This is a genomic window from Pseudomonas sp. KU26590 (genome assembly GCF_026153515.1).
Classification (GTDB): Bacteria; Pseudomonadota; Gammaproteobacteria; order Pseudomonadales; family Pseudomonadaceae; genus Aquipseudomonas.
This window is the reverse complement of sequence record NZ_CP110644.1, coordinates 1,721,445-1,745,482: the sequence shown is the minus strand read 5'-3', so window position 1 is coordinate 1,745,482 and position 24,038 is coordinate 1,721,445. Positions and strand designations below refer to the sequence as shown.

Genomic DNA, 24,038 nt, shown 5'->3' with positions numbered 1-24,038 from the left:
CGCAACGGCGTTTCCTTTCAAGCACATCGGCAGATTCCGACATGCAGCGCGGGATGAAAAAAAACGCTCAGGCCTTTATAGTGGCCGACCTCCGTTTCACTTCAAGTAGCCGAGCCCAATGTCCGAGCCACGCAAGATTCTCGTCACCAGCGCCCTGCCCTATGCCAACGGTTCCATTCACCTTGGCCACATGCTCGAGTACATCCAGACCGACATGTGGGTGCGCTTTCAAAAGCACCGCGGCAACCAGTGCATTTACGTGTGCGCGGACGACGCCCATGGCTCGGCCATCATGCTGCGCGCCGAGAAAGAAGGCATCACGCCCGAGCAACTCATTGCCAACGTGCAGGCCGAGCACAGCGCCGACTTCGCTGACTTCCTGGTGGACTTCGACAACTTCCACTCGACCCACGCCGAAGAAAACCGCGTGCTGTCGAGCGAGATCTACACACGCCTTCGCGACGCCGGCCACATCGCCACGCGCTCCGTGACGCAATATTTCGACCCGGAAAAGAAAATGTTCCTGGCCGACCGCTTCATCAAAGGCACCTGCCCGAAATGCGGCACTGAAGACCAGTACGGTGACAACTGCGAAAAGTGCGGCGCGACCTACGCCCCGACTGACCTTAAAGATCCGAAGTCCGCGATTTCCGGCGCGACCCCGGTGCTCCGAGACTCCAAGCATTTCTTTTTCGACCTGCCCGCGTTCGACGCCATGCTCAAAAGCTGGACGCGAAGCGGCACGCTGCAGGACGCCGTGGCGAACAAGATCGCCGAATGGCTCGATTCCGGCCTTCAGCAGTGGGACATTTCCCGTGATGCGCCGTATTTCGGCTTCGAGATCCCCGACGAGCCGGGCAAATATTTCTACGTGTGGCTGGACGCTCCAATTGGCTACATGGCGAGCTTCAAGAACCTCTGCGCGCGCCGCCCGGATCTGGACTTTGACGCCTACTGGAGCAAAGACTCGACCACCGAGCTTTACCACTTCATCGGCAAAGACATCGTCAACTTCCATGCGCTGTTCTGGCCAGCGATGCTCGAAGGCTCAGGCTTCCGCAAGCCTACCGGCATCAACGTCCACGGCTACCTGACCGTCAACGGCCAGAAGATGTCGAAATCCCGCGGCACCTTTATCAAGGCACGCACGTACCTTGAGCACCTGTCGCCGGAATACCTGCGTTACTACTACGCGGCCAAGCTGGGCCGTGGCGTCGACGATCTCGACCTGAACCTTGAAGACTTCGTGCAGAAGGTCAACTCTGACCTGATCGGCAAGGTGGTGAACATCGCCAGCCGTTGCGCGGGCTTCATTCAGAAAGGCAACGCAGGTTTGCTGGTGGCCGGCAATGCCGAGCCCGAGCTGACCGATGCTTTTCACGCCGCAGCGCCAAGCATTGCCGATGCCTACGAGGCACGTGACTTTGCCCGTGCGATGCGCGAGATCATGGCGCTGGCCGACCGCGCCAATGCCTGGATCGCCGACAAGGCGCCCTGGTCGCTGGCCAAGCAGGAAGGTAAACAGGACGAGGTTCAGGCTATCTGCGCCCTGGGCATCAATCTGTTCCGTCAGTTGGTGATATTCCTCAAGCCTGTGCTGCCGAATCTGGCCGCAGACGCCGAGCAGTTCCTCAACGTCGCGCCACTGACCTGGGATGACCACCAGACGCTGCTGAGCAATCATCAGCTCAACCCGTTCCAGCCGTTAATGACACGCATCGACCCCGTAAAAGTGGAAGCCATGACCGACGCATCGAAAGAAGACCTGGCCGCCAGCGCCACCGACACAGGTGCGGCACCGCAGGGCAATGGTGAGCTGACCAAAGACCCGCTCTCGCCAGAGATCGACTTCGACGCCTTCGCGGCGATTGACCTGCGCGTCGCGCTGATCGAAAAAGCCGAGCACGTCGAAGGCGCCGACAAGCTGCTGCGCCTGACACTGGACATCGGCGACGAGAAGCGCAACGTCTTCTCCGGTATCAAGAGCGCTTACCCGAACCCGGCGGAGCTGGAGGGTCGATTGACGATGATGATCGCCAACCTGAAGCCTCGGAAAATGCGCTTTGGTATCTCCGAAGGCATGGTGATGGCAGCGGGCCCTGGCGGTGAAGAGATTTACCTGCTGAGCCCTGACAGCGGCGCCAAGCCCGGTCAGCGCATCAAGTAACCCGCCCCGAACCGTCACATTCTGCACGTTATCGACGGCCCGCTCGGGTCGTCGATCGGGTCCAAGCATGAGCCTGATTCAGCGCATCGACGCCCTGCTGCCGCAAACCCAGTGTGGGAAATGCGGCCACCCAGGCTGCCAGCCCTACGCCGAAGGCATTGCCAGCGGCGAAGCCATCAACAAGTGTCCACCCGGTGGCGTCGAGACCCTCGCGGCACTGGCTCGACTGCTGAATGTGCCGGTACTGCAACTGGATGTGGAACGGGGGAACGCGCCGGCGCAAGTAGCCTTCATTCGCGAGGCCGAATGCATCGGTTGCACCAAATGCATTCAGGCCTGTCCCGTGGACGCGATCGTCGGCGCCGCCAAGCTGATGCACACCGTCATCGTTGAAGAATGCACCGGCTGTGACCTGTGCGTTGCCCCCTGCCCGGTCGACTGCATCGACATGCTGCCGCTGCCGATGACATCGGTGCCGTTCAATGGCGATTGTGCGATGGATGAGGCCCAGCGATCAGCCAGAGCCTTCAAACGCGGTCGCGCGCGGCAACGCTTCGACGCGCGCTCAGCCCGCATGCAGCGCGATGAGCAGCGACGCCAGGCCGAACGCCAGGCTCGCCAGCTACGGACTGCCACGCCCGCCGTTGTCCAGCCAGACCCGGCGCAGGCCGCTTTAGCCCGCATTCGCTCAAAACCTTCGACAGGCAGTGACGCGCCGCTGAAACAGGCACGCGCCCAGGTCGCCATGAGCAGAGCTCAATTGCTGAAGTCGCTGAAAGCCTTTGGTCACCCGCCGATTGCCGAACACGCCGCACAACTCGTGCAGTTGCAGCGCGGCCTCGACGAGGCAGAGCACGCCCTCGCCCAGTTACAAAACCCGGCGCCCGCAGCACCGCCTTCTCAGGAAAAGCCTACCCCATGAACGCCGCCAAACGCCTTGAGATCTTTCGTCGTTTGCACGAAGACACTCCCGATCCCAAAACCGAACTGGCTTACACCACGCCGTTCGAGTTGCTGATCGCCGTGATCCTCTCGGCGCAAGCCACCGATGTCAGCGTCAACAAGGCCACGGCGCGTCTCTACCCGGTCGCCAATACGCCTCAGGCTATTTACGCGTTAGGTGTCGAGGGTTTGTCTGCCTATATCAAGACCATCGGCCTGTACAACAGCAAGGCGCGGAACGTGATCGAAACGTGCCGCCTGCTGACTGAACTGCACGCAGGGGAAGTGCCGCAAACCCGAGAGGCGCTTGAAGCCCTCCCCGGCGTGGGCCGCAAGACCGCGAACGTGGTCCTGAACACCGCGTTCCGCCAGTTGGCAATGGCGGTTGACACGCACATCTTCCGCGTCAGCAACCGCACCGGCATCGCGCCCGGGAAGAATGTGGTGGAAGTTGAAAACAAGCTGATGAAATTCGTGCCCAGGGATTACCTCATGGATGCGCACCACTGGCTGATTCTTCACGGCCGTTACGTGTGTATTGCGCGCAAGCCCCGGTGTGGCAGCTGCCGGATCGAGGACCTGTGCGAATACAAGGCCAAGACCTCTGACGATTGAACGATAGCGTCTCCGGGCTTCGATCGATTAAAAAAATCTTTTTTACCCGCGCGGGGTTTGTCGCTATAAGAGGCGCCAACGACTGTTCACGCCTGAGGCTGAATCATGAGCGATGAAAAAGACACCATCGAAGTTGACGATGACTTCGTGATCGAAGAGCCGGAGGAAGTCCCGCCCGTGCCGGTAGAGACCGCCAAGACCAACCTCAGCAAGCGCCGCACCATCGATAACATGCTGGAAGAGCGTCGCCTGCAAAGGCAGCTTGCAGACTACGATTTCGATCTCTGACCACTCCTCGTAACGTCCTGCCTGAAGGCCTCTCCTAGAGAGGCTTGGGCAGAATACATGAGCGGAAAACGCCGCCTGAAGCACCGTTGTCCCCCGGCAATCAAACCAGTCCATTACGCTGCGCGAGTTCGATGAGGTCGACCAGTGAATGCGCATTGAGTTTGAGCAACAGACGCGTCTTGTAGGTACTGACCGTCTTGTTGCTCAGGAACATGCCATCAGCGATTTCCTTGTTGGTCTTGCCACGGGCCAACTGCTGCAACACCATCATTTCCCTTCCCGACAGACGATCCACCATCTCCGCCTCACTGGCGTTCCCGAGACTGGAGCGCACCGTGTGCAACGCCTGATTGGGGAAATAGCTGTAACCGGACAACACCGCCTTGATGGCGCTGAGCAATTCGGTCAAATCCTGCTGTTTGCAGACATAACCCGCCGCGCCTGCCTGCATACAACGCATTGAGAAATGCCCCGGTGCCTGGGAAGTCAGGATCAGCACTTTGAAGGCCAGCGTCATTGCCGACAATCGGGCGATGACCTCCAGGCCATCGAGCTTGGGGATGCCTATGTCCAGAATGACAATGTCCGGCAAGTGCTCGCGCGCCAGTTGTAACGCATCCACGCCGTTATCCGTCTCGGCAATGACTTCGTAGCCATGGCGTTCCATCAACATGCGTACGGCGAGCCTAATGACCGGGTGATCATCCACGATCAACACTTTATTCATGAGCAGTCCATTCTTCGCTGTTCGAATTTTCAGAGTCCGCACAATAGCTTAGTCGTTTAGTGCTTTGCATGGCGCTCCTCCCTGCAGACCAGCAGGCAAAGACCTTTCTCACTCAACCAACAGAAAAATCCTACAAAACCTGCCCTATCCGCTCTATTTTTAACGATGTTCAATCCCGTCTCAGTACGTGACCGCATAATTTCCGAGACCGCAAGTGGTAATTTTTGAATCCTGAATACGCTGAGCATTTCTGATTATATGAATGCTGGTTGATAGTGCGGTTTGTCCTAAGGTAGGTCGGCGAGCCGTTGTCTCGCCGACCGGTTTGAATGTGCGGAAATCCAGGGCTTTCCGTGACGCGCTGGGAAATGTGTTTCCTCCATGCCGCACTGCCTGAGGCTAATGGCCTGTAGCCCTTTCACCATCAGGGTTATGGCTTCAGCATATGCCCATCTCACCAAGCTGCCAGCAAACAAAAATCATAAAATATTACAGGCCATGCGAGGCATGGGCGAACGCACACACTTGGTTAAATGGCACACGTGGGTTCGACGAGTTTCATTACATATTAAATGCTCGAAAGGACCTACAGCGGATTCAGAAATTTCTGAACAGCTCGGATCAACTTTCAACTGTTCTTACCCTGACACGGGGCCGAGAAGCGGGATAAGAACTTACGCCACTTAACCGCCTCCCTTCGCTGCGACCCCTTTCAAAAACGACTGCGTTACAGCGCCATTTTAAATACGGGGCTGTCCCGCCTTTCACGTAATACTATTCAGCTCATAACATCCAGCACCCTCAAGTCATTCCAGAAAAATACTACATAACTAACGGACTATTATTACCGCCGAGAACATCACCCAAAGACACTAAAAAACAAACTGCCTGTTTTTTGGCTTTTCACTTGCCAAACCTATTACCACTCGTTACTTTTTGATGAGCGAACGGTTCAGCCGCTGTTAGTTAGTGGCTTTGATCACCCTATAAGATTATTGCGTATATAAAGACTGGTGTTTCTTTTGTCAGCAGTCCATGCGCAGGCCACGCTTCGGCATGAATAAGCCATTCAGTGTTTAAACGCTCTTCAGCGTGACCGTCCCGGCAGTGAAGGCTGTTTAGTTGATATGTTCAAAGGAACCTACCATGACCAAGAAAATAAAATACTCCATTGGCGCAAGCAGCGACCCTCTCAAACTGGCGGAAGCGGTAGAGCGCTACGTTTCCCAGGGTGGCGTCATTAATGTCATTGCAGAAGGAGAGTCACGGGAGACCGAAGTGTCGCGGCAAAGCCGGGACACCGATCCGGAAGCGGACCTGTGCACCAAGGTCGATCTTCTCAAGGGGCTTGTTGCCAAGGGAGCGGGTGTCGCCGCGCTGCAATACTCGCTGCGCATGAACCAGAAGGACATCAAGCGACTGGCCAACGAGAACGGCCTGAAGATCCGCTACTGCCAACCCGTTCGCCGGTCACGCACGTCACGGCAACGAGAGCCGGCAACCCTGGACGACGCCACTGCCGGGCATGCCATGCATTACTCGGCGCTGGGTTACACCGTTCCCGAAATCGCTCAACTGCTGGGCGTCGGCGTACGGGATATCCGGGACATCGCAAAAGCCTATCGCTTTGAGTTTCGAACAACTTCGCAAGGGGATACGGCTGAGAAAACCGCTGGCGAAGAGACCGATTTGCCAACATGACGCAGGGAATAATGCAGAGCGCGAGCGCGTGTTTTAACGCCTGTAAACGGGGACACTCATCGGCGAGCGCGGGCGCGGGAAGAGTTTCGAAAGAATCCCCTGCGATAAACGAGGGACAGGTGTAGTGAGTGCAGCCCGAACAGGGCTGCACATCAATCAAGACAGCGATCAGAACAACTTGCGGCCCTTGTTCGCTGCAATGCGCATGCGCAACGCGTTGAGCTTGATGAAGCCCGCAGCGTCTGCCTGATCGTAGGCGCCACCGTCTTCTTCAAATGTCGCGATGTTGGCATCGAACAGCGACTCGTCGGACTTGCGACCGGTCACGATCACGTTGCCTTTATAAAGCTTCAAACGCACGACGCCATTCACGTGGGCCTGCGAAGCATCGATCATCTGCTGCAGCATAAGACGCTCAGGGCTCCACCAGTAACCGGTGTAGATCAGGCTGGCGTACTTGGGCATCAGCTCGTCTTTGAGGTGAGCGACTTCGCGGTCCAGGGTGATCGATTCGATCGCACGGTGACCGCGCAGCATGATGGTGCCGCCCGGGGTCTCGTAGCAGCCGCGGGATTTCATGCCGACGTAGCGGTTCTCGACGATGTCCAGACGACCGATTCCATGCTCGCCGCCAATGCGGTTCAGGGTGGCAAGGACGGTGGCCGGGGTCATTTCAACGCCGTCCAGCGCCACGATGTCGCCGTTGCGGTAGGTCAGTTCCAGATACTGCGCCTTGTCCGGCGCGTTTTCCGGCGACACTGTCCACCGCCACATGTCTTCTTCGTGCTCGGTCCAGGTGTCTTCCAGCACGCCGCCTTCATAGGAGATGTGCAGCAGGTTGGCGTCCATCGAGTACGGGGATTTTTTCTTGCCGTGACGCTCGATCGGGATCGCGTGCTTCTCGGCGTAATCCATGAGCTTCTCGCGGGACAGCAAGTCCCACTCGCGCCATGGCGCAATGACTTTCACGCCAGGCTTGAGTGCGTAGGCGCCCAGCTCGAAGCGAACCTGGTCGTTGCCTTTGCCGGTGGCGCCGTGGGAAATGGCGTCAGCGCCGGTTTCGTTGGCGATTTCGATGAGGCGTTTGGCGATCAGGGGACGCGCGATGGAAGTACCCAGCAGGTACTCGCCTTCGTAGACGGTGTTGGCGCGAAACATCGGGAACACGAAATCACGCACGAACTCTTCGCGCAGGTCGTCGATGTAGATTTCTTTGACGCCCATGGCCTGCGCCTTGGCGCGTGCTGGCTCGACTTCTTCGCCCTGACCCAGGTCAGCGGTGAAGGTCACCACCTCGCAGTTGTACGTATCTTGCAGCCACTTGAGGATCACCGAAGTATCCAGGCCACCGGAATACGCGAGAACTACCTTGTTTACGTCCGCCATGCCATCACTCCAACGCGTTGTACGGAAAACCGACGAGTTTACCGATCACGCGCGGGAATTTACAGTGTCGCGACAGCTTCTGACGACAAAGCGACAGATTCTGTCAGTCAGACGACCTGGCCGCGGAGCATCACGAGGCCTTGGCGGGAGCCGTGCTCGCCGCTGTTGCAGGCGCAGCACCCGGGGCTGGCGTCGCCGCGGGCCCAGGCAACGGAGCCGGTATCGGAGCAGGTGCAGCGGATGGCAGCACGGCTGGGGTCTGCTGCGCCACACGATCCAGGTGAATGTTCACCCGACGGTTGCGCGCGCGGTTGGCGTTGTTGGTGTTTGGCGCCAGCGGGTACTGTTCGCCGTGGAAGCGCAGGGTTATCTGCTCTTCCGGGATGCCTTGGGCTTTGAGGTAGTCCATGACCGACAGCGCACGACGCCGCGACAGATCGCGGTTGGTCAATCGGTTACCGCTGTTGTCGGAGTGACCATCGAGTTCGACGTGATTGACCGTCGGATCAGCCTTCATATAAGCCAGCACGGTGTCCAGCTTGCGCTTGGCGGAAGCGTCCAGCTCGATGCCGCCGCCGGGGAAGCCGATCTCGGACTGCCGCACTTGTTCGAAATTCATCGGCAACAGCTTCGCCGTGCACACTTGAAACTCGCCGTAGGCCTTGCTGAATTTGACCGGCAGCAGACGGACCTCCATCGCGCCGCCACCGTCACGCAGAGAGTGGCGAATCACCGGGCTGCGCCCCTCCATCAGGCCCGCAATCAGACGCGTAGCCTGAGCCTGATTGGTATTGAAAGGAATCTCGCCGCTGCCGACTTTCACCGCACCAAGATTGAGATCATTGCGGCCCGGCTGCCATGGCGCCGCAGCGGCAATCAACATGGCCGAACCGGACGCCAGACTGTAGCCATTTGCTTTCAAGCGAAACGTCGGCTGCTCACCCGCGCGGCGCACGAACTCCCCGGCACCGAAATCGGTGATCGGCTGCGTCAACCTGCACTCGAACTGATCACCTTCCACCTTCCACTCAATATTCTCCAGACGGGTCTGGAAGGTGAGCGCCATGGCTGGCAGGCTGGCAAACGCGCTGAGCAGGGCTAGATATCGCTGGCGCACGGGAGGCTCCACTAAATTCACGTGTAACAAGATTTATGACTTACACGTGGCTATCGGTAACTTGCCGCAAAACTTGATAGCGAGTGCCTGGAGGAGTCTTTTCCGGTAGCATTCCCAGCGAGTTTGACCCGCCTGGAATCCCCAATGTCCGAACGCCTGACCCTCCTGCGCCCCGACGACTGGCATATCCATCTTCGAGATGGCGCTGTTTTGCCCCACACCGTCGCCGACGTTGCGCGCACTTTTGGCCGCGCGATTATCATGCCGAACCTCGTGCCCCCGGTACGCAACGCGGAGCAAGCGGACGCCTACCGTCAGCGCATCCTCGCTGCGCGCCCGCAAGGCAGTCGCTTCGAGCCGCTGATGGTGCTTTACCTGACCGACCTGACCCAGCCCGAAGAGATTCGCGCCGCGAAGGCCAGTGGTTTCGTTTATGCCGCCAAGTTGTACCCGGCAGGCGCGACCACCAACTCCGATTCGGGCGTGACCAGTGTCGACAAGATCTTCCCGGTGCTCGAGGCGATGGCTGAAGTGGGCCTGCCGCTGCTGATCCACGGCGAAGTGACCCGCGGCGACATCGACGTGTTCGACCGCGAGAAGATTTTCATCGATGAGCACATGCGGCGTGTCGTCGAGCGTTTTCCGACGTTGAAAGTGGTGTTTGAACACATCACCACCGCCGACGCCGTGCAGTTCGTCAATGAAGCGTCGGCCAATGTCGGTGCGACCATTACTGCGCACCACCTCCTGTACAACCGCAACCACATGCTCGTGGGCGGCATCCGTCCCCACTTCTATTGCCTGCCGATTCTCAAGCGCAACACCCACCAGGTCGCCCTGCTTGATGCCGCCACCAGCGGCAACAGCAAGTTCTTCCTCGGGACGGACTCCGCGCCCCATGCGCAGCACGCGAAGGAAGCAGCGTGCGGTTGCGCAGGCTGCTACACCGCGTTTGCCGCCATCGAGCTTTACGCCGAGGCGTTCGAATCACGCAATGCGCTGGACAAGCTGGAAGGTTTTGCCAGTCTGCACGGACCGGCCTTCTATGGCCTGCCGACCAACACCGAGACCATTACCCTGGTTCGTGACGAGTGGACGGCCCCCGCCAGCCTGCCGTTTGGCGAGCTTTCTGTTATCCCGCTGCGCGCCGGTGAAAAACTGCGCTGGCGCCTGCTGGAGGAAAACGCGTGAGTGAAGAACATTACGAAGACGAGCAAGAAGGTTCCGGTGGCGGTACAGGGTCCCGACACCCGATGGCTGCCCGTTTTCGCGGTTACCTGCCCGTTGTGGTTGACGTAGAAACAGGCGGGTTCAACTGCGCCACTGATGCGTTGCTGGAAATCGCCGCCACCACTATCGGCATGGACGAGAAGGGCTTTGTCTTTCCTGACCACACGTATTTCTTCCGTGTCGAACCCTTCGAAGGCGCCAATGTTGAAGCGGCGGCGCTGGAGTTCACCGGCATCAAGCTGGACCACCCGCTGCGCATGGCCGTGAGCGAAGAAACCGCGCTGACGGACATCTTCCGCGGCATCCGCAAGGCGCTGAAAGCCAACGGCTGCAAGCGGGCAATTCTGGTCGGCCACAACGCCAGCTTTGACCTGGGCTTTCTCAACGCAGCGGTTGCGCGGCTCGACATGAAGCGTAACCCGTTCCACCCGTTCTCCAGCTTCGACACCGCGACGCTGGCGGGCCTGGCGTACGGTCAGACTGTTCTGGCGAAAGCCTGCCAGTCGGCGGACATCGATTTCGACGGTCGCGAGGCCCATTCCGCCCGTTATGACACCGAAAAGACTGCCGAGCTGTTCTGCGGCATCGTCAACCGCTGGAAAGAAATGGGCGGCTGGCACGACTTCGACAACTGAGTCGATGCGGCTGCGCGATACAAGAACCGGCCCATGTGGCCGGTTTTTTTATGGGGTGGGATCGAGAGTCAGTGACCGGCCTAAAGCCCTCAGGGTCCTGACTGGCCCCTTCCCGGCTAAAGCCGGTCCCACTAAAAAGCACACCGCGTACAACCCGTGGGACCGGCTTCAGCCGGGAAGCTTCTGCTCTGCTTTTGATCTTGACCTTCGTGCGCGATAGACCGGACACCACAAATCGCGACTTGGGTGCAGGCTGAACGCAGGTCTCGCGCAGTGGGCCGAGCCGCATGGATGCGGCGAGAGCGCCGTCAGGACATGGATGTCCGTTCGGCGCGGGCCCACGGAGCGAGACCGGAGTGAAGGTACTCCGACGCAGGAGGAGCCCAACCAGGAGCAGGGCCTTTTTGGTTACTTTTTCGGCTCTTGGAAAAAGTGACCCGCCGTAAGGGCGGAACCATAATCAGCACCACCGCAAAAACCGGATATACACTCAAGCCTAACAAGCGATCAAACCCACCCAACCACTCATCGGCAGTCACCTAAAAAAGCCTGAGTAGTTTTGACAAGCATTCTCATTAACATTAGTATCCCTCGCATTGAGCCAATCACTCAGCGACGGTTTCTTATATGTATGTCTGCCTCTGCCAAGGTGTTACCGACGGACAAATCCGTGAAGCAATCATGGAAGGATGCTGCAGCTATCGTGACGTCCGCGAAACCCTGGGTGTCGCCAGCAAGTGTGGGAAATGTGCATGCCTGGCGAAGGAAGTGGTGCGTGAAACCCTGACCGAGCTGCAAAGCAGTCACGCCGCCCTCGCCTATCCCGCAGAATTTTCAGCTGCCTGAATGACCGCTTTCAAACAAAACCGGACCTCGTCCGGTTTTTTTATGCCTTTAATTCAATCGCTTAGCCACAAGATGCGGAACACAAACATTCTTATTCCTATTTATTTTCACTTATTATTCAATAACTTAGGTTTGACAGAGTTATAGAGGGGGCTCAGACTTGCCGCCTGTATTACCTATACCTTCGACAGGACCCGATCATGAAAGGCGACATCACAGTCATCCAGCATCTCAACAAGATCCTCGGTAACGAGCTGGTCGCGATCAATCAATACTTCCTGCATGCGCGCATGTATGAAGATTGGGGCCTGAACAAGCTGGGCAAACACGAGTACCACGAATCCATCGACGAGATGAAACACGCTGACAAATTGATCAAGCGCATCCTGTTCCTGGAAGGCCTGCCAAATCTGCAGGACCTCGGCAAAATCCTGATCGGTGAACACACCAAGGAAATGCTTGAGTGTGACCTGCGCATCGAGCGCAAGGGCCACGCCGATCTGAAAGCCGCCATCGCCCACTGCGAAACCGTCGGCGACTTCGGCAGCCGCGAGATGCTGGAAGACATTCTGGAATCGGAAGAAGAGCACATCGACTGGCTGGAAACCCAACTGGGCCTGATCGACAAGGTCGGCATCGAGAACTACCTGCAATCGCAGATGGGCGAAGAGGACTGATTCCGGTCCCGCCATCGCCTAATAACGGCGCCAAATAAAAAGCCCCGCTTCTCGGCCGAGAGCGGGGCTTTTTTACGACTTCCGAAATCAGGCAGTGGCGTTTTTCGCAACAGCGGCTTTCACCAGTTCCTGCAGCGAACCGTCAGCCTGCATTTCAGTGATGATGTCGCTACCGCCGACCAGCTCACCACCGACCCACAGTTGCGGGAAGGTTGGCCAGTTGGCGTATTTCGGCAGGTTGGCGCGGATTTCCGGGTTCTGCAGGATATCGACGTACGCGAACTTTTCGCCACACGCCATCAGTGCCTGAGAAGCCTTGGCCGAAAAGCCACACTGCGGGGCATTCGGAGCGCCTTTCATGTAAAGCAGAACGGTGTTGCTGGCAATCTGGTCTTTGATCGTTTCGATAATATCCATGGAGCACCTCGGCTAAACTTTACGACTGTATGTGTCGACACGGTGGCGCATTCTAAACGATTCCCGAGCATAACGCTCGGTCTTGGCCTTGATCGCGCCTACGAGGATGATGGAGATCATGCCGCTGCAACGGTGACCGGCACCCCGTTCAGCACAGCGTTGCCGGAAATTCCATCCAGTGCCCGCTCATCAGTCAGGTCATTCGCGCTTTCACCTGGCTGGGCCGCCGCGATGTCCATTTTTACGCCCGGACGACCGTGGCCCCAGCCATGGGGCAGGCTGACGACGCCGCGCATCATCTCGGCGCTGCCCATCACTTCAACCTCGATCACGCCCACTCTTGAGCTGACCTTGACCCGCTGACCGTCCATCAAGCCGCGGCTGATCAAGTCGTCGGGGTGCATCAGCAGCTGATGCCGCGGCTTGCCTTTCACCAGGCGGTGGTAGTTGTGCATCCATGAATTATTGCTGCGCACATGGCGCCGACCGATGAGCATCAAGCCATCGGCCTGGGGCGCAGGCTGCCCGGCGAAACGGGCCAGGTCGGCAAGGATCACCGGCGGCGCTGCCTGCACCCGCTGGTTGACGGTTTTGAGGCGCGCGGCGAGGTTGGGTTTGAGCGCACCGAGGTCCAGACCGTGGGGGTGCTGGGCGAGTGTCTCCAGCGACAACTTCAACGGGGACGCATCGCCATAAAGCCCGGCGCGCAAACCGCGATCGACCATCTGCGCCGGCGGCATCGTCGGTTTCAGCTCGCGGCCGGTTTTCAGTGCGAACGCCTGGGCGAGGCCGACAAAGATTTCCCAGTCGTGCAGCGCGCCCTCGGGCTTGGCGAGAATAGCGCGGTTGAACCGGGTGACGTTGCGCACGGCGAACATGTTGAAGGTGGTGTCGTAGTGATCGTTTTCCAGCGCGGACGTCGACGGCAGGATGAAGTCCGCGTGCCGCGTGGTTTCGTTGATGTACAGATCGACGCTGACCATGAACTCAAGCCCTTCGAGGGCGGTGTCGAGCTGACGGCCGTTGGGCGTCGACAACACCGGGTTACCCGCGACCGTAATCAGCGCCTTGATCTGCCCTTCTCCCGGGGTCAGCATTTCCTCGGCCAGCGCAGACACCGGCAGCTCGCCGCCGTATTCCGGCAGCTGCGAGACGCGACTTTGCCAGCGGTTGAAGCTGCCGCCGGAGGTCGACGCCACCAGATCCAGCGCGGGCTCGGTGCACAGCGCACCGCCTGCACGGTCAAGATTGCCGGTGACCAGATTGATCAGTTGCACCAGCCAGTGGCACAGCGTGCCAAACGCCTGGGTGGAGATACCCATACGCCCGTAACACACACCGCTTTCGGCAGCGGCGAAGTCCCGCGCGAGCTGCCTGATCTGCTCGGCAGGCACGCCGCATCGAGGGCTCATGGCGTCGGCGCTCATCCCGCTGACTGCCGCGCGGACTTCCTCCAAGCCATCAACCGCAAGGTGGCTTTCACGGGTCAGGCCTTCGGCAAACAGGGTGTGCAGCAAACCGAACAGAAACGCCGCGTCGCCGCCCGGACGGATGAACAGGTGCTGGTCGGCGATCGCGGCGGTTTCGCTGCGGCGCGGATCGACCACAACGACTTTGCCACCACGGGCCTGGATCGCCTTCAGGCGCTTCTCGACGTCGGGCACGGTCATGATGCTGCCGTTGGACGCCAGCGGGTTGCCACCGAGGATGAGCATGAAATCGGTGTGGTCAATGTCGGCGATGGGCAGCAGCAGACCGTGGCCGTACATCAAGTGACTGGTCAGGTGGTGTGGCAGCTGGTCCACGGAGGTTGCAGAGTAGCGGTTACGGGTTTTCAGCAGCCCGAGAAAATAATTGCTGTGGGTCATCAGCCCATAGTTATGCACGCTGGGGTTGCCCTGATACACCGCCACCGCGTTCTGCCCATGACGCGCCTGAATGTCGGCCAGGCGATCGGCGATCAGATCAAACGCGGCCTGCCACTCGATCGGCCGCCAGTCGTCGCCAATGCGCTGCATGGGCTGGCGAAGGCGATCGGGGTCATTCTGAATGTCTTGCAGCGCGACGGCTTTGGGGCAGATATGCCCGCGACTGAACGTGTCCTGCGCATCGCCCTTGATCGAGGTGATCAGGGTGGTGGTATCGTCCTGCAGGGTGGTTTCGAGGGTGAGGCCGCAAATCGCCTCGCACAGGTGGCAGGCACGGTGGTGGAGAGTCTTGGTCATCGCCAGTCTCGAGTTTTTATAGGGCGATCAGGCCGATCGCGGATACAAAACTATGGGACCTGTCCGGGCGATGCGCCAGAAATGTCAGTGCCGTGAATCGGGCAGCATCAGGCGAGCCGATAGCTCACCCGATGATGGAAACGTCACTCAGGAGCCGACGCCACCGATGGGTGTGACCACCTTGCGCTGCATCTGCACCTCATGAACCGTTTCAATCTGCTCCTGAGACACCTGAATCCCGGTGAGTTCGCCGATCAGCCGCCAGTGTTCGTCGAGTCCGGCGCTGATGGTTGCCATGCGATCGATCATCCGGCGTCCCGCAGAACGTGTGACCTCGTCTTCGCTGCGCATCAGTTCGAACGACATCGACGTCATGGACGCCGTGAGGTGCGTAAGGGTTCGAGCCGTCAGCCCGAGCAGTTCCGTCAGTTGTTGCTCTTTTGAATCCATTCCCCACCTCTTTTGGAGGACATAAGCGGCCTTTATAACCCACGCCGATGGTTTAGGAAACGTCCGGGTTTCCGCGGCGTGAAGCATGTCGCATAAGGCTGCACAGTGGTTTGCGACTGTTGCGAATCAGGCAGTAATCGCGGCGACGCCAAAGAGCGTTACAAGCGAACTGTCTGATCAGGACTAATGCGATGGCGAATAGCCTGCGCAGTAACAGGACTGTAGCACTTCGTTACATGAAAAGCGTCCTGCGAACGCCGCTTTCAGGCTACCGAACGTCTGACGACGATTTTCCGTCACGGCGGGCCTTGGCATCAGGCGACATTTTCTTATACCCTCGCGCCTTCCCTATTCGTCGCCCCGTGCGGCTTTCGCCGCAGGTCTCGCCCGTTTTTCCGAAAAAACCCGGCTTTGAGGATCTGCGGTCTGTTGCAGACAAGGTAGTTAATGATGAGCGCAAGGCACTTTCTCTCGATGATGGACTACACCCCCGCTGAGCTGGTCGGGGTGATTCGTCGCGGCGTTGAGCTGAAGGACCTGCGAAATCGAGGCGTGCTCTTCGAGCCACTGAAGGGCCGCATCCTGGCGATGATCTTCGAAAAATCCTCGACGCGGACCCGTGTTTCGTTCGAAGCCGGAATGATCCAGCTCGGCGGCCAGGCCATCTTCCTCTCCCCTCGCGACACCCAGCTGGGCCGTGGCGAGCCGATTGCCGATGGCGCGCGGGTCATGTCGCGGATGGTCGATGCCGTGATGATCCGGACCTTCGCCCACAGCAACCTCACCGAATTCGCCGCCCATTCCCGCGTACCGGTGATCAACGGCCTGTCCGATGATCTCCATCCCTGCCAGTTGCTGGCCGACATGCAGACATTCCTCGAACACCGTGGCTCCATTCAGGGCAAGACCGTGGCGTGGATCGGCGATGGCAACAACATGTGCAACAGCTATATAGAAGCCGCGATTCAGTTCGACTTTAAGCTGCGGGTCGCCTGTCCGGAAGGCTACGAACCCAGCGCGCATTTCCTGGCCCTGGCGGGCGATCGCGTGACCTTGACCCGCGACCCCCATGAAGCGGTGAAAGGCGCGCACCTGGTCAGTACCGATGTGTGGACGTCCATGGGCCAGGAAGAAGAAGCCGCCAAGCGTCTGGCCCGGTTCAAGCCTTTCCAGGTCACCCGCGACATGCTCGACCGCGCGGCTGACGACGTGATTTTCATGCACTGCCTGCCGGCACACCGGGGTGAAGAGATCAGCGAAGACCTGCTGGATGACCCGCGCTCGGTGGCGTGGGATCAGGCGGAAAACCGGCTGCATGCGCAGAAAGCCCTGCTCGAATTCCTCGTGGCCCCGGCCTTCACAGCCCCATGAGTCAGCCCCTGCTGCTAACGCTGCATAACCTCGCCTGTGGTTATCAGGACCAACGCGTGGTGCAGAACCTCAATCTGCACCTGAATGCCGGGGACATCGGTTGCCTGCTGGGTTCGTCCGGCTGCGGCAAGACCACTACCCTGCGCGCCATCGCCGGTTTCGAGCCGGTGCATGAAGGCGAGATCAGGCTAGCGGGCGAGGTCATTTCCCGGGCCGGCTTTACCCTGGCCCCGGAGAAGCGCCGGATCGGCATGGTCTTTCAGGACTACGCCCTGTTTCCCCACCTCACGGTCGCCGACAACATCGCTTTCGGCATCCGCAATCACCCGCGCCAGAAGCAGGTGGTTCAAGAGATGCTGGAGCTGGTCAATCTCGGCGCGCTGGGCACCCGTCATCCCCATGAGCTGTCCGGTGGACAGCAGCAACGTGTGGCGCTGGCCCGTGCGCTCGCGCCGGAGCCGCAGTTGCTGCTGCTCGATGAGCCGTTTTCAAACCTGGATGGCGAGCTTCGTCGGCGCCTGAGCCACGAGGTGCGCGACATTCTCAAAGCCCGTGGCACCAGTGCCATTCTGGTGACCCACGATCAGGAAGAAGCCTTTGCCGTGAGCGATCACGTCGGCGTGTTCAAGGACGGTCGGCTGGAACAGTGGGATACGCCCTACAACCTCTATCACGAGCCGGCGACGCCTTATGTCGCCAGTTTCGTCGGGCAGGGTTACTTCATTCGCGGGCAGATGATCGATGCCGAATCGGTGCAGACCGAGTTGGGTGTGCTGCGGGGCAATCGTGCCTACGCCGGCGCGCCGGGTACGCCAATGGATGTGCTGCTGCGCCCTGATGACATCATTTATGCGCCCGACGGCCCGATCAAGGCCCGCGTTGCGAGCCTGACGTTTCAGGGCGCGGCCACCTTGTATCGCCTGCAGTTGCCGACCGGCACGCAGCTGGAAGCGTTGTTCCCCAGCCACGTGGACCTGCGCGCCGGGGATCAGGTCGGCTTCGAAGTGTCAGCCGAGCATCTGGTGCTGTTTCCAGCCTCGGGCAGCGTGCCGGTGCACAGGGCTGTGGCGGTCTGAAGGCCTATCACTCTCGATCAGGCACTTTCAGCCCCGTATCAACTATCCCAAATATCGACTACCCCAATATCAACGTGCCGCTGGCCACCAGCGTCGCGTGCCCGCCAATCTTCACGCGCTCCCCCTCCAGCCGGCAAAACAGCTCCCCTCCCCGCGCCGACGCCTGATAACCCGTCAGGCTGAATTTGTTCAGGCGCGCCGACCAGTAAGGAATCAGGCTGCAATGCGTCGAGCCCGTGACCGGGTCTTCATTGACGCCGATGCCCGGCGCAAAGTAGCGCGAGACAAAATCGTAGCGTTCGCCGTCAGCCTTGGCCGTCACGATCACCCCAGGCCAGGGCAACCGCGCGAGGGCGACAAAGTCGGGCTTGCAATCGCGCACAGCTTGCTCGGACTCCAGTACCACGAGCAATTCCGCAGCACTCAGCACGTCGACGACTTCCGTGCCGAGGGCACGCTCGATTTCCACCGTCACGCCCTGTTCAGCAGGTGGCATCGACGGAAAATCCAGCACCAGCCGGTTACCTTCACGGCTCACACTCAGAGGCCCGGATTTACCGACGAAGTGAATGACTTCGGCCTTCTCGGCGTACTTCTCGAACAGCACAAAGGCGCTGGCCAGGGTCGCATGCCCGCAGAGCGGCACTTCATGGGTCGGGGTAAACCAGCGTATGTGCCAGCCCGGGGCTTCACGGACCAGAAAGGCGGTCTCCGACAAATTGTGCTCTGAAGCAATTTGCTGCATCAATTGATCGGAAAGCCAGGCGTCAAGGCGGTAGACCATGGCCGGGTTGCCTGAGAACGGGCGGTCGGTGAAGGCATCGACCTGATGGAATTCAAGCTGCATGGAAGGCATCCCCGAGTGATTAGACGCGGCAACCCGGTTCGGGCGCTGCAGGTCTGCGGCCAGTTTCACCGCTTGAAAGGGTCTGGCATTTCTGACAAACCCGAAGAATTATTCCCGGCCAATCCGGGCAAAGGTCGCACTGGTGTGTTGTGCTAGTACGGCGGCGGGCAGCTCGACTTCAAGCCCGCGTCGACCGGCGCTGACAAAAATCGTCGCGAATGGTTGAGCGGACTCATCAATGAAGGTGCGCAGCCTTTTCTTTTGTCCCAGCGGGCTGATCCCGCCCAGTAAATAGCCGGTGGCACGCTGGGCGGCGGCCGGGTCAGCCATTTCGGCCTTCTTCGCGCCGGCGGCATGGGCCAGGGCTTTCAGGTCCAGCGATCCCACCACGGGAACAACGGCCACCAGCAGCTCGCCTTTTTCGGTGCTCGCCAGCAGGGTTTTGAACACCTGAGCGGGGGCCAGATCGAGTTTTTCTGCCGCTTCCAGGCCATACGATGCGGCTTTGGGATCGTGCTCGTAGCTGTGGACGCGATGTTCGGCGCGAACCTTTTTCAATAAATCCAATGCAGGGGTCATGTAGCACTCCAGACAGCCAGACACTTTCTCTTTTGCAGACGATACTTTAGGCCATCGGTTGTCGAAATGCCTGCATTCGCGAAGGACTTATCCACTAATATCGGCGTCTTGGAACATTCATCGATAACGTTCGCTTTCGACCTTTGACAAGGTTCGTTTACGTCTATATTTTTTCGAATACGAATATCTCGCTTGCTTCCTTGACGCCATCCCGGTATTCAGTGCGCAAAGGCACCTCGCACAGGCAACAAAACGGACGGCCGTTTCCGGAAACTCGCTACATCACCAGGCATTCACCATGACCGACACCGAAAATAAGAATTACATCATCGCTCTGGATCAAGGCACCACCAGCTCCCGCGCCATCATTTTTGACCGCGACGCCAACGTGATCAGCAGCGCCCAGAGCGAGTTCGTTCAGCATTACCCCCAGCCTGGCTGGGTCGAGCACGATCCGATGGAGATCTTCGCGACCCAGACCGCGTGCATGACCAAGGTGCTGGCCCAGGCCAATCTGCACCACAACCAGATCGCCGCGATCGGTATCACCAACCAGCGCGAAACCACGGTGGTCTGGGAAAAAGACACCGGCCGGCCGATCTACAACGCCGTCGTCTGGCAATGCCGCCGCAGCACCGAAATCTGCCAGCAACTCAAGCGTGACGGTCTGGAAGACTACATCCGCGACACCACCGGTCTGGTCATCGACCCATACTTTTCCGGCAGCAAACTGAAGTGGATTCTCGACCACGTTGAGGGCAGCCGCGAGCGCGCCCGCCGTGGCGAGCTGCTGTTCGGCACCGTCGATAGCTGGTTGATCTGGAAATTTACCGGCGGCAAGGTCCACGTCACCGACTACACCAACGCCTCGCGCACGATGATGTTCAACATCCACACGCTGGAGTGGGATCAGCGCATGCTCGACGTGCTCGACGTGCCCCGGGAGATGTTGCCCGAGGTCAAGTCGTCATCTGAGGTGTATGGCCACAGCAAAAGCGGCATTCCCATTGCCGGGATCGCTGGCGATCAGCAATCGGCGTTGTTCGGCCAGATGTGCGTCGAGCCGGGTCAGGCAAAGAATACCTACGGCACCGGCTGCTTCCTGCTGATGAACACGGGCAAGAAAGCCGTCAAATCCAGCCACGGCATGCTCACCACCATCGGCTGCGGTCCGCGCGGCGAGGTGGCCTATGCGCTGGAGGGCGCGGTGTTCAATGGCGGCTCCACCGTGCAGTGGCTGCGCGACGAGTTGAAAATCGTCAACGATTCGATGGACACCGAGTACTTCGCCACCAAGGTGAAGAACAGCAATGGCGTCTACCTGGTGCCAGCATTCACCGGTCTGGGCGCGCCCTACTGGGACCCCTATGCACGGGGCGCTTTGTTCGGCCTGACCCGTGGCGTGAAGGTCGATCACATCATTCGGGCCGCGCTGGAGTCCATCGCCTACCAGACCCGCGACGTGCTCGACGCCATGCAACAGGATGCCGGGGAGCCGCTCAAGGCCCTTCGCGTTGACGGCGGCGCAGTGGCGAACAACTTCCTCATGCAGTTCCAGGCCGACATTCTCGGCACGCCGGTGGAGCGCCCGAAAATGCGTGAAACCACGGCATTGGGTGCGGCCTATCTGGCGGGCCTGGCGATCGGGTTCTGGAGCGGGCTGGACGAGCTGAAGGGCAAGGCGGTCATCGAGCGCAAGTTCGAGCCGCAATGCGATGACGCCGAGAAGGAAAAACTCTACGCCGGCTGGCGCAAGGCGGTAGACCGCACGCGCGATTGGGAACCCCACGAAGAGGTCGAATAAGCGCGATCCTGAACGGGGCGTGAGAGGCATTTTTTCCGGCTGACAGGTAATGGCTGCCTGCGGCATCATGGGCGCCCGTGCCCGAAGGATAAAAAATGAATCTGCCACCCCGTCAACAGCAGATCCTCGAGCTGGTTCGTGAGCGCGGCTACGTCAGCATCGAGGAAATGGCGCAGCTGTTCGTCGTGACCCCGCAAACCATCCGCCGCGACATCAATCAGCTCGCGGAAATGAATCTCCTGCGTCGCTACCATGGAGGCGCGGCCTACGATTCCAGCATCGAAAACACTGCCTACGCCATGCGTGCCGATCAGATGCGCGATGAGAAGCAACGCATCGCCGAGGCCATCGCCGCGCACATCCCCGATCATGCATCGCTGTTCATCAACATCGGCACCACCACCGAATCTATCGCCCGTGCGCTGCTCAACCACAACCACTTGAAGATCATCACCAACAACCTGCACGTGGCGTCGATTCTCAGCGGCAAGGATGATTTCGAAGTGCTGTTGGCAGGCGGTAATGTGCGCCGGGATGGTGGTGTGGTCGGGCAGGCGAGCGTGGATTTCATCACCCAGTTCAAGGTCGATTTCGCGCTGGTGGGCATCAGCGGGATCGATGAGGACGGCAGCCTGTTGGATTTCGATTATCAAGAAGTGCGCGTTTCCCAGGCGATCATCGCCAACGCGCGCCAGGTGATTCTGGCGGCGGACTCCAGCAAATTCGGGCGTAACGCCATGGTGCGTCTGGGCCCGATCACGCTGATCGACTGTCTGGTGACGGACCAGACGCCTGTGCCTGCGCTGGCGCAACTGCTGACGCAGAACAAGATTCGCCTGGAAGTGGTTTAACCCCTCGATCCATGAGCGAGCGCGCTTCCGGCGCTCGCCTCACCTCCGATGTTCGCTTTTGTTCCTTTCCCCTCTCTCCCATCAGTATTTTCAATGAATACTGGGTGGCTGTGTTCGACTTATTGCGCTACTATTTTCGGAAATGAACATAAATGTTCGAATTCGCCCTCCCTGTGGCGCAGCATTCGAACGCGATCGAACACTCAGGAGGCCCCGATGGCCCAGTCCAGTTTGCCGACCCCACCCCTGTCCGAGGTCTACGACGTTGCCGTGATCGGTGGTGGCATCAATGGTGTCGGCATTGCGGCAGACGCATCGGGCCGGGGCCTTTCGGTCTTTCTCTGCGAGAAGGACGACCTCGCCAGCCACACCTCTTCGGCCAGCAGCAAGCTGATCCACGGTGGCCTGCGTTACCTGGAACACTACGAATTCCGTCTGGTTCGCGAAGCGCTGGCCGAACGTGAGGTGCTGCTGGAAAAAGCGCCGCACATCGTCAAGCCGATGCGCTTCGTATTGCCTCATCGTCCGCACCTGCGCCCCGCGTGGATGATCCGCGCCGGGCTGTTCCTGTACGACCACCTTGGCAAACGCGAGAAGCTGGCAGCGTCGAAGACCATTCGCTTTGGCGCCGACAGCCCGCTGAACAGTTCGATCACCAAGGGCTTTGAATACTCCGATTGCTGGGTTGACGATGCACGTCTGGTCGTCCTCAACGCCATGGCCGCCCGTGAAAAAGGCGCGCACATTCATACGCAGACCCGTTGCCTGGGCGCCCATCGCAGTGGCGGGCTGTGGCACATGAACATGGAGCGCACTGACGGCAGCCAGTTTTCCATTCGCGCCAAAGCCCTGGTGAATGCGGCGGGCCCATGGGTCGCCAAGTTCATTCGTGAAGACTTGAAGCTCGAATCGCAGTACGGCATTCGCCTGATTCAGGGCAGCCACCTGATCGTGCCAAAACTGTACGAAGGCGAAAACGCGTTCATTCTGCAGAACGAAGATCAGCGCATCGTGTTCGCCATTCCGTACCTGGAACGCTTCACCATCATCGGTACGACCGACCGCGAATATTCTGACGATCCCGGCAAAGTGGCGATCACCGAAGGCGAGACCGATTACCTGCTGAAGATCGTCAACGATCACTTCAAGAAGCAACTCAGCCGCGCCGACATTCTGAGCACGTGGTCAGGTGTGCGGCCGCTGTGCAATGACGAGTCGGACAACCCGTCGGCGATCACCCGTGACTACACCCTGTCGCTGTCTGGCAGTGCCCAAGAGGCGCCGATCCTTTCGGTGTTCGGCGGCAAGCTGACCACCTACCGCAAGCTGGCGGAGTCGGCGATGCAGCAACTCGCGCCGTTCTTCCCGCAGATGAAGCCCAGCTGGACCGCAAAAGCCAGCCTGCCAGGCGGTGAAAGCATGACCACGCCTGAGGCACTGGCCGCCGAACTGCAACAGCGTTGCACCTGGCTGCCGGCAGAAATCGCCAAGCGTTGGTCCATTAGTTATGGCTCACGCAGCTGGCGCATCGTCGAGGGCGTTCAGAATCTGAGCGAAATGGGCGAGCACTTGGGCGGCGGTCTATACAGCCGCGAAGTGGATTACCTGTGCAGCGAGGAATGGGCGACCAAGGCCGAAGACATCCTGTGGCGCCGGACCAAGCTTGGCTTGTTCACCACGGCTGAAGAGCACCAGAAGGTTCAGGCGTACCTGGACAAAGTGGCTGGCAGCATGAACCCCATCGACCTGATGGTCGTCACCGCGCCCCTCACGGCCTGATCGGGGTGCAGTGACCAGTCTGTGTAGGAGCGCGCTTGCCCGCGATGGCATTGGGTCAGTTGATGGAGATGTTGACTGACACGACGCTTTCGCGGGCAAGCGCGCTCCTACAGGTGACTCAAGCCCCACCCTCATTCGGATTCCCGAACATCCTGCCCCGCCCAATTCGGAATCCCGGACGGCCGACTCGCTCCTCGCACATCCCTTCCCCGTAAATATGCAGCACTTTCATACGCTTAGCCTCAGTCACCTCTCTGGCATGACTCATGCTCTACACTCCTGCACGATTGCTTCGATGTAGCGAGTCG

At 59.4% G+C, this 24,038-nt stretch carries 21 protein-coding genes and 1 pseudogene; 14 read left to right on the top strand and 8 right to left on the bottom strand.

Features of this window, described 5'->3' with window-relative positions:
• The first annotated feature begins 118 nt into the window (after nucleotides 1-118).
• The 4 genes and pseudogenes from metG (at nucleotide 119) to OKW98_RS07860 (ending at nucleotide 4,012) form a co-directional block, all read left to right on the top strand.
• Nucleotides 119-2,167, top strand: coding sequence for a methionine--tRNA ligase (gene metG / locus OKW98_RS07875; protein WP_265388665.1), 2,049 nt, complete (start codon nucleotides 119-121; stop codon nucleotides 2,165-2,167).
• 67 nt (nucleotides 2,168-2,234) lie between these two features.
• A pseudogene (rsxB, locus tag OKW98_RS07870) lies at nucleotides 2,235-3,062 on the top strand (electron transport complex subunit RsxB); the annotation flags it as partial.
• Nucleotides 3,063-3,085: 23 nt separating this feature from the next.
• Nucleotides 3,086-3,724: an endonuclease III gene (nth, locus tag OKW98_RS07865; protein ID WP_265388664.1), complete on the top strand. Its 639-nt coding sequence runs from the start codon at nucleotides 3,086-3,088 to the stop codon at nucleotides 3,722-3,724.
• A 105-nt stretch (nucleotides 3,725-3,829) separates the two neighbouring features.
• Nucleotides 3,830-4,012: a PA3496 family putative envelope integrity protein gene (locus OKW98_RS07860; protein ID WP_265388663.1), complete on the top strand. Its 183-nt coding sequence runs from the start codon at nucleotides 3,830-3,832 to the stop codon at nucleotides 4,010-4,012.
• A 100-nt stretch (nucleotides 4,013-4,112) separates the two neighbouring features.
• On the opposite strand, the gene OKW98_RS07855 is transcribed toward OKW98_RS07860, so the two are convergent.
• Nucleotides 4,113-4,739, bottom strand: a complete 627-nt coding sequence (locus OKW98_RS07855) for a response regulator transcription factor (RefSeq protein WP_037012286.1) — start codon at nucleotides 4,737-4,739, stop codon at nucleotides 4,113-4,115.
• Between the two features lie 1,146 nt (nucleotides 4,740-5,885).
• On the opposite strand from OKW98_RS07855, the gene OKW98_RS07850 reads away from it, so the two are divergent.
• Nucleotides 5,886-6,440 (top strand): hypothetical protein, encoded by a 555-nt coding sequence (locus OKW98_RS07850; RefSeq protein ID WP_265388662.1) that lies wholly within the window; start codon nucleotides 5,886-5,888, stop codon nucleotides 6,438-6,440.
• 168 nt (nucleotides 6,441-6,608) lie between these two features.
• Here the strand turns inward: OKW98_RS07850 and OKW98_RS07845 are convergent, their stop codons facing one another.
• Together OKW98_RS07845 and OKW98_RS07840 are read right to left on the bottom strand one after the other, a co-directional pair.
• On the bottom strand, nucleotides 6,609-7,826 hold the full coding sequence (locus tag OKW98_RS07845; protein ID WP_265388661.1) for an argininosuccinate synthase: 1,218 nt from the start codon (nucleotides 7,824-7,826) through the stop codon (nucleotides 6,609-6,611).
• Between the two features lie 130 nt (nucleotides 7,827-7,956).
• Complete coding sequence (locus OKW98_RS07840) at nucleotides 7,957-8,943, bottom strand: flagellar protein MotY (RefSeq protein WP_265388660.1); 987 nt, start codon at nucleotides 8,941-8,943, stop codon at nucleotides 7,957-7,959.
• A gap of 144 nt (nucleotides 8,944-9,087) precedes the next feature.
• On the opposite strand from OKW98_RS07840, the gene pyrC reads away from it, so the two are divergent.
• From pyrC to bfr, 4 genes are all read left to right on the top strand, one after another.
• Entirely contained in the window at nucleotides 9,088-10,134 is a 1,047-nt protein-coding gene (gene pyrC, locus OKW98_RS07835; protein WP_265388659.1) for a dihydroorotase, read from the top strand.
• Complete coding sequence (rnt, locus tag OKW98_RS07830; RefSeq protein ID WP_074888982.1) at nucleotides 10,131-10,808, top strand: ribonuclease T; 678 nt, start codon at nucleotides 10,131-10,133, stop codon at nucleotides 10,806-10,808. The genes pyrC and rnt overlap by 4 nt, the downstream gene beginning before the upstream one ends.
• A 627-nt stretch (nucleotides 10,809-11,435) precedes the next feature.
• A complete protein-coding gene (locus OKW98_RS07825; protein WP_265388658.1) occupies nucleotides 11,436-11,654 on the top strand; it encodes a bacterioferritin-associated ferredoxin in 219 nt (72 codons plus the stop codon).
• A gap of 200 nt (nucleotides 11,655-11,854) precedes the next feature.
• Nucleotides 11,855-12,331: a bacterioferritin gene (gene bfr, locus OKW98_RS07820; RefSeq protein ID WP_065992554.1), complete on the top strand. Its 477-nt coding sequence runs from the start codon at nucleotides 11,855-11,857 to the stop codon at nucleotides 12,329-12,331.
• 87 nt (nucleotides 12,332-12,418) lie between these two features.
• Here bfr and grxD read toward each other — a convergent pair whose 3' ends face one another.
• The 3 genes from grxD to OKW98_RS07805 all read right to left on the bottom strand — a co-directional run bounded on the left by grxD (nucleotide 12,419) and on the right by OKW98_RS07805 (nucleotide 15,423).
• On the bottom strand, nucleotides 12,419-12,748 hold the full coding sequence (gene grxD, locus OKW98_RS07815; RefSeq protein WP_074888979.1) for a Grx4 family monothiol glutaredoxin: 330 nt from the start codon (nucleotides 12,746-12,748) through the stop codon (nucleotides 12,419-12,421).
• Nucleotides 12,749-12,864: 116 nt separating this feature from the next.
• The gene (locus OKW98_RS07810) at nucleotides 12,865-14,973 is read right to left on the bottom strand and encodes a molybdopterin oxidoreductase family protein (RefSeq protein ID WP_265388657.1); all 2,109 of its coding nucleotides are present in this window, start codon (nucleotides 14,971-14,973) and stop codon (nucleotides 12,865-12,867) included.
• Nucleotides 14,974-15,120: 147 nt separating this feature from the next.
• Nucleotides 15,121-15,423, bottom strand: a complete 303-nt coding sequence (locus tag OKW98_RS07805; protein WP_265388656.1) for a hypothetical protein — start codon at nucleotides 15,421-15,423, stop codon at nucleotides 15,121-15,123.
• A 450-nt stretch (nucleotides 15,424-15,873) separates the two neighbouring features.
• Here OKW98_RS07805 and argF point away from each other — a divergent pair, with 450 nt between their 5' ends.
• Together argF and OKW98_RS07795 are read left to right on the top strand one after the other, a co-directional pair.
• Nucleotides 15,874-16,794, top strand: a complete 921-nt coding sequence (argF, locus tag OKW98_RS07800; RefSeq protein ID WP_265388655.1) for an ornithine carbamoyltransferase — start codon at nucleotides 15,874-15,876, stop codon at nucleotides 16,792-16,794.
• Nucleotides 16,791-17,870, top strand: a complete 1,080-nt coding sequence (locus OKW98_RS07795) for an ABC transporter ATP-binding protein (RefSeq protein ID WP_265388654.1) — start codon at nucleotides 16,791-16,793, stop codon at nucleotides 17,868-17,870. The genes argF and OKW98_RS07795 overlap by 4 nt, the downstream gene beginning before the upstream one ends.
• A 58-nt stretch (nucleotides 17,871-17,928) precedes the next feature.
• On the opposite strand, the gene OKW98_RS07790 is transcribed toward OKW98_RS07795, so the two are convergent.
• The gene (locus tag OKW98_RS07790) at nucleotides 17,929-18,717 is read right to left on the bottom strand and encodes a PhzF family phenazine biosynthesis protein (RefSeq protein WP_265388653.1); all 789 of its coding nucleotides are present in this window, start codon (nucleotides 18,715-18,717) and stop codon (nucleotides 17,929-17,931) included.
• Nucleotides 18,718-18,825: 108 nt separating this feature from the next.
• Entirely contained in the window at nucleotides 18,826-19,296 is a 471-nt protein-coding gene (gene ybaK, locus OKW98_RS07785; protein WP_074888961.1) for a Cys-tRNA(Pro) deacylase, read from the bottom strand.
• Nucleotides 19,297-19,594: 298 nt separating this feature from the next.
• On the opposite strand from ybaK, the gene glpK reads away from it, so the two are divergent.
• The 3 genes from glpK to glpD all read left to right on the top strand — a co-directional run bounded on the left by glpK (nucleotide 19,595) and on the right by glpD (nucleotide 23,730).
• The gene (gene glpK, locus OKW98_RS07780) at nucleotides 19,595-21,100 is read left to right on the top strand and encodes a glycerol kinase GlpK (protein ID WP_265388652.1); all 1,506 of its coding nucleotides are present in this window, start codon (nucleotides 19,595-19,597) and stop codon (nucleotides 21,098-21,100) included.
• 95 nt (nucleotides 21,101-21,195) lie between these two features.
• Entirely contained in the window at nucleotides 21,196-21,951 is a 756-nt protein-coding gene (locus OKW98_RS07775) for a DeoR/GlpR family transcriptional regulator (protein WP_265388651.1), read from the top strand.
• Nucleotides 21,952-22,167: 216 nt separating this feature from the next.
• Nucleotides 22,168-23,730: a glycerol-3-phosphate dehydrogenase gene (gene glpD / locus OKW98_RS07770; RefSeq protein ID WP_265388650.1), complete on the top strand. Its 1,563-nt coding sequence runs from the start codon at nucleotides 22,168-22,170 to the stop codon at nucleotides 23,728-23,730.
• The last annotated feature ends 308 nt before the right edge of the window (nucleotides 23,731-24,038 follow it).

Excerpts from the sequence above, each read along its gene's own strand:
- OKW98_RS07790 (WP_265388653.1), bottom strand. The coding sequence starts at position 18,717 with ATGCAGCTTGAATTCCATCAGGTCGATGCCTTCACCGACCGCCCGTTC.
- grxD (WP_074888979.1), bottom strand. The coding sequence starts at position 12,748 with ATGGATATTATCGAAACGATCAAAGACCAGATTGCCAGCAACACCGTT.
- OKW98_RS07805 (WP_265388656.1), bottom strand. The coding sequence starts at position 15,423 with ATGGATTCAAAAGAGCAACAACTGACGGAACTGCTCGGGCTGACGGCT.
- OKW98_RS07775 (WP_265388651.1), top strand. The coding sequence starts at position 21,196 with ATGAATCTGCCACCCCGTCAACAGCAGATCCTCGAGCTGGTTCGTGAG.
- OKW98_RS07850 (WP_265388662.1), top strand. The coding sequence starts at position 5,886 with ATGACCAAGAAAATAAAATACTCCATTGGCGCAAGCAGCGACCCTCTC.
- glpD (WP_265388650.1), top strand. The coding sequence starts at position 22,168 with ATGGCCCAGTCCAGTTTGCCGACCCCACCCCTGTCCGAGGTCTACGAC.
- nth (WP_265388664.1), top strand. The coding sequence starts at position 3,086 with ATGAACGCCGCCAAACGCCTTGAGATCTTTCGTCGTTTGCACGAAGAC.
- glpK (WP_265388652.1), top strand. The coding sequence starts at position 19,595 with ATGACCGACACCGAAAATAAGAATTACATCATCGCTCTGGATCAAGGC.
- OKW98_RS07825 (WP_265388658.1), top strand. The coding sequence starts at position 11,436 with ATGTATGTCTGCCTCTGCCAAGGTGTTACCGACGGACAAATCCGTGAA.
- OKW98_RS07855 (WP_037012286.1), bottom strand. The coding sequence starts at position 4,739 with ATGAATAAAGTGTTGATCGTGGATGATCACCCGGTCATTAGGCTCGCC.
- OKW98_RS07810 (WP_265388657.1), bottom strand. The coding sequence starts at position 14,973 with ATGACCAAGACTCTCCACCACCGTGCCTGCCACCTGTGCGAGGCGATT.
- OKW98_RS07845 (WP_265388661.1), bottom strand. The coding sequence starts at position 7,826 with ATGGCGGACGTAAACAAGGTAGTTCTCGCGTATTCCGGTGGCCTGGAT.
- argF (WP_265388655.1), top strand. The coding sequence starts at position 15,874 with ATGAGCGCAAGGCACTTTCTCTCGATGATGGACTACACCCCCGCTGAG.
- OKW98_RS07860 (WP_265388663.1), top strand. The coding sequence starts at position 3,830 with ATGAGCGATGAAAAAGACACCATCGAAGTTGACGATGACTTCGTGATC.
- pyrC (WP_265388659.1), top strand. The coding sequence starts at position 9,088 with ATGTCCGAACGCCTGACCCTCCTGCGCCCCGACGACTGGCATATCCAT.
- ybaK (WP_074888961.1), bottom strand. The coding sequence starts at position 19,296 with ATGACCCCTGCATTGGATTTATTGAAAAAGGTTCGCGCCGAACATCGC.
- OKW98_RS07795 (WP_265388654.1), top strand. The coding sequence starts at position 16,791 with ATGAGTCAGCCCCTGCTGCTAACGCTGCATAACCTCGCCTGTGGTTAT.
- bfr (WP_065992554.1), top strand. The coding sequence starts at position 11,855 with ATGAAAGGCGACATCACAGTCATCCAGCATCTCAACAAGATCCTCGGT.
- metG (WP_265388665.1), top strand. The coding sequence starts at position 119 with ATGTCCGAGCCACGCAAGATTCTCGTCACCAGCGCCCTGCCCTATGCC.